4 protein-coding genes are annotated in these 4,273 nt (G+C 74.2%); all 4 read right to left on the reverse strand.

The annotated features are described in order from the left end of the window. Window positions 1-42: 42 nt before the first annotated feature. Entirely contained in the window at window positions 43-210 is a 168-nt protein-coding gene (locus tag ACJOT3_RS32950) for a hypothetical protein (RefSeq protein WP_406977045.1), read from the reverse strand. A 23-nt stretch (window positions 211-233) separates the two neighbouring features. Then, a complete protein-coding gene (locus ACJOT3_RS32955) occupies window positions 234-1,238 on the reverse strand; it encodes a C40 family peptidase (RefSeq protein ID WP_406977046.1) in 1,005 nt (334 codons plus the stop codon). Between the two features lie 518 nt (window positions 1,239-1,756). Then, window positions 1,757-3,655, reverse strand: a complete 1,899-nt coding sequence (locus ACJOT3_RS32960) for a S9 family peptidase (RefSeq protein ID WP_406977047.1) — start codon at window positions 3,653-3,655, stop codon at window positions 1,757-1,759. A gap of 185 nt (window positions 3,656-3,840) precedes the next feature. Continuing rightward, the coding region (locus ACJOT3_RS32965) for an Rv3235 family protein (protein WP_406977048.1) at window positions 3,841-4,273 on the reverse strand (433 nt) is incomplete at its 5' end.

The raw sequence follows: 4,273 nt of genomic DNA on the forward strand, positions 1-4,273 counted from the left end.
GCGGGGCGCCCGCGCACGCTGTTCCGAATTCGGGAGGGGGCGTCAGCGGTTCCGCTGCCCCCGGACCATCGCCGCGCCCAGCACCGCCAGGCCGACCACCAGCGTGATCATCAGCAGCCACACCAGCAGGCCCACCAGCAGCGACAGCACCCACAGGAGCACCATCGCGGCCGCGACACCGGCGGCGATCCTGAGCAGAAGACGTCCCATGGCGCAAAAGGATACGCGGCCGGTCAGCCGACCCGGACGGCGCCCGTGAACACACCGTCCCAGTAGGCGGCCAGGGACACCTCCTCCAGTGGCTTGGACGGGTTGGAGCCGTGGATCATCCTGCCGTTGCCGGAGTAGATGCCGACGTGGCTGGGCGCCGACTCGCTGTAGAAGAACAGCAGGTCGCCGGGCTGCACCTGGTCGCGGGAGATCCGCGTCCCGGCGTTGACCTGGTCGTAGGTGGTGCGCGGCAGGCTCACCCCGGCCTGGGCCCAGGCGGCCTGCACCAGCCCCGAGCAGTCGTATCCGTCGGGACCGGTCCCGCCCCAGATGTAGGGCTTGCCGATCTGGGCGCGGGCGAAGTCCAGGACCGCCTGCACGTCGCCCGAGGCGGCCACCTCGGTCCCGCCGCCTCCGGAGCCGGCGACCTCCACCGACGTGGGGTCGACCCCGCCCAGGGTCTCCAGCACCTCGGCCTGCTCCTCCAGGGCCTCCTCGCCCCGGCCCTGGGCGGCCTCGGCCTCGTCCAGGGCCTGGGCGGCCTTCTCCTCGGTCTCGGCGGCCTCGGCGTGCAGCCGCTCGCCGAGCTCGACCTCCTCGATGTACCCCGACAGCACGTCCTGCTGGCCCTCGGAGAGGAAGTCCAGGTCGGCGACGTTCTGCAGCGCGGCGTCGGGGGAGCCGCCGAACAGCACGGTGAACATGCTGTAGGGCGAACCGGTGTAGGCGACCTGGGCGATCCCGGCGACCTTGCCGGACATCTCCTCCAGCTCGTCCTCGGCCTCGGTCAGGCGCTCCTGGAGCTCCTCCAGCTCGGCCTGGGCCGTCTCGTGGTCCTCCTCGGCCTGGTTGAAGGCCTCGTTGAGCCCCGACAGCTCCTCCTGGAGCTGCTCGTACCTCTCCTGGGCCTCCTCCGCGGTGGGCTCGGCGGCGGCGACGCCGGACGAGAGCACGACCGCGCCCAGCGCGGCGAAGCCGACCGTCGCGAAGCGGCGGCGGGCACCACCGGTGACAGGGTTGCGAGTCAAGGGACCGACTGCCTTCCTCCCACACCCGCCTACCGGCGCAGGGCATCCCGAGGGCACGCCGAAGGGGCGTGCGGGGGATGCGGGAGCGAGGGGGTCCCGGCGGCGGGGGCGCGAGGGATCGCGCGGGCGCCGGGCGTTCTGCGGCGGCCTCCGCTCCTGGGAAAAGGACTCGGAGCGAGCGGAGTGCGGCGGTACCGGGCGCCGTCGCCCTGGTGGCGACTCACGGGGGCGACCCGGTCTGAGGGAACAGTAATCCACCACCCGGACCGGATGCGACCCTTTCGTTACTTTTCCTTGGGCAACCGTGCGACCTGCGGGGTTGCTCCGCACATGCGACAGAGCCCGCCCATGCGCGGAAACGGGCCTTTTCTATGCCCGATGAGATAACACCAAAACAAGGTCAAAGCACCCGGAAATGTGACGTGCATCATGCGAACCGCGGGCGGGGGAGGCGGTCCTCCCCCGCCCCGACCGTCACCGGCGCCCCACCGGTCGCTCACCGGCGGCCCACCGGCTGCTCACAGGTGACGCGACCACCAGTCCAGGATCGCCTCGAACCGCGCCACCCGGTGGCTGGGCAGCCCCGACCGCGACAGCTCGTGCCCCTCGCCCGGGAACAGCAGCATCTCCGTCTCGGCCCCGCGCGACTTGAGCGCCACGAACAGGCGCTGGGCCTGCTCCACCGGGCACCGCCAGTCCTCCTCCGAGTGGATGATCAGCACCGGGATGTCGATCCGGTCCGCGTAGGTGAGCGGGCTCTGCTTCGCCCAGGTCTCCGGCGGCCCGTACAGCGGCTCGGGGAACAGCGACCCGATGTCGGAGGAGCCGGTGAAGCTGTCGATCGCGTTGACCGCCCGCTCGCTGATCGCCGCCCGGAACCGGTCGCCGTGGTTGCCCGCCATCCACGTCGTCATGAACCCGCCGTGCGAGCCGCCCAGCACCCCCACCCGGGAGGCGTCCAGCCGCTCGTCCTTGAGCGCCTCGTCCAGGAACGCCAGCAGGTCGGTGGAGCTCACCTCGCCCACCGCGCCGATGATCGCCCGGCCGTGCTCGTACCCGTACCCCGAGGAGCCGCGCGGGTTGCACAGCACCACCGCGTACCCGGCCGCCGCGTACACCTGCGTCTCGTCGAAGACCTGGTGGCCGTAGGGCGCGAAGGGCCCGCCGTGGATCATCAGCAGCACCGGGTGCGGGCCCTCGCCCTCGGGGACGGCCACCCACCCGTGCACCGGGTAACCGTCGGCGGTGTGCGCCACCAGCTCCGTCACCGGCAGCGGGTCCACACCGGACGCCAGCGACGTCAGCGGGCGGGCGCCCTCCGGCGCCACCACCACCAGTTCGCCGCTGCTGCGCCCGTCGGCCACCACGGCCACGGTCACCCCGGCCGCCGTGTCGAACGCCTGCACCTGCGCCTTGCCGGCCAGCACCTCCGCGGGCTCCCCGCCCCCGAACGGCACCAGCAGCAGGTCCACCGCCCCGCGCCGGTCGGCGGTGGCCAGCACGCCCTCCGCGGTCACCGCCAGGGTGCCGACGATGCGCGGGTCGTCCTCCGGGGTGAGCCGGGTCGGGGCGGCCGAGCCGTCCGCGGGCACCGACCACACCGCCGTGGTCTGGGCGAAGAAGTCGCGCAGGTCCTCGCCCAGCCGGTCGCCGACGAAGAACACCGTCGACCCGTCCTCGGAGTACGCCGGGGCCCAGGCGCCCAGGGTCCCGTCCGTGACCCGCCGCGGTTCGGCCCCGGCCTCCGGCGCCGCCGCCCACAGGTCCTCCACCAGGTCGGTGTCGTGGGTCTCGTGGCGAGCCGCGGCGAACACCAGCTCGCCGCCGTCCGGGCGCCAGGCCACCCCGGTGTGGTCGAAGGCGCCCTCGGTGACCTGCACCGGCTCCCCCGCCTCCCCGGCCGGGTCGATCGGCGCCGACACGAACACGTGCTCGGGCCGGTCGTTGAGGTAGCCGATGCCGTCCAGCTTGTGCTTGAGGCGGGTGATCCGGCGCGGCGGCTCCTTGGCGGGCTCGCCGTCCACGTACCGCTTCTCCTCGGGGATCCGCGCCGTGTACGCCACCCGGGTCGAGTCCGGGCTCCACACCGGGGTCCCCGCGCCCAGCGGGTGCGCGGAGACCTTCCAGGCCTCGCCGCCGTCGGCGGGCAGGACGTGGATCTGCGGCCGCTTGTCCTCGTCCGGGCGCAGGAATGCGATCCAGCGGCCGTCGGGGGAGAACACCGGCGACCGGTCCCGGTCGCCGCGGGTCAGCCGGGTCGGGGCGGCCGAGCCGTCGGTGGGCACCGACCACAGCGACCCGAGGTAGGCGTCCTCCTCCAGGTCGGGGCGGACCACGGAGAACACCGCGCGCGAGCCGTCGGGGGACAGGGTCGGCGCGCCGACGGTGTGCAGGTGAACGATGTCAGTGGGTTTCATACGACTGTCGGCGCCCCGGCGCGGGGCCCGGGGGCGCCCCTCCTCGCTCGTCGGGCGGCGGCCCCGGCGTTCGGGTCCACCGCGTTCCGGGCGCGACCGTGGGGATGCGGTCGGCCGTGTCCGTCAGGGGCGGGTCCCGCCCCTGACGGACCCTATCCGCGCACTCCAGGGAATATCCAGGGCATTTACGGCATCGGTCGGAGCAGCGATCCGTCGGTCTCCAGGTCCGTGCAGATCCACACCCCGTCCCGGCGCCGGGCCCGGAACGCGAACACCCGTGCCCGCAGGTCGCAGGCGATCACCGCGCTCGCCTCCAGGCCCTCGCCCACCCGCTGGTGGAAGACCCGCTCCAGCCGGGGCGCCGACCGGCACGGCAGCGCGCCGCGCAGCCGCCGCAGCTGTTCGCGCACCCCCGTCCCGACCCGGTCCCGCATCGCCTCGGGGGTGCGCCGCCCGGCCAGGACCTCCGCCACCTGCTGCGCCAGCAGGTGCACCTCCCCCGGGGTGCGGTGCCCCTCCAGCGGGGCGTGGCGGCGGCCCGGCGGCACCCGCCGCAGCGGGGTGCGCGCCGGGGTCGCCACCGGGCGGTACGGGTTCGCCGGCGGGGGCGCGGCGGTG

The organism is Nocardiopsis protaetiae (assembly GCF_045446735.1).
GTDB lineage: Bacteria > Actinomycetota > Actinomycetes > Streptosporangiales > Streptosporangiaceae > Nocardiopsis > Nocardiopsis protaetiae.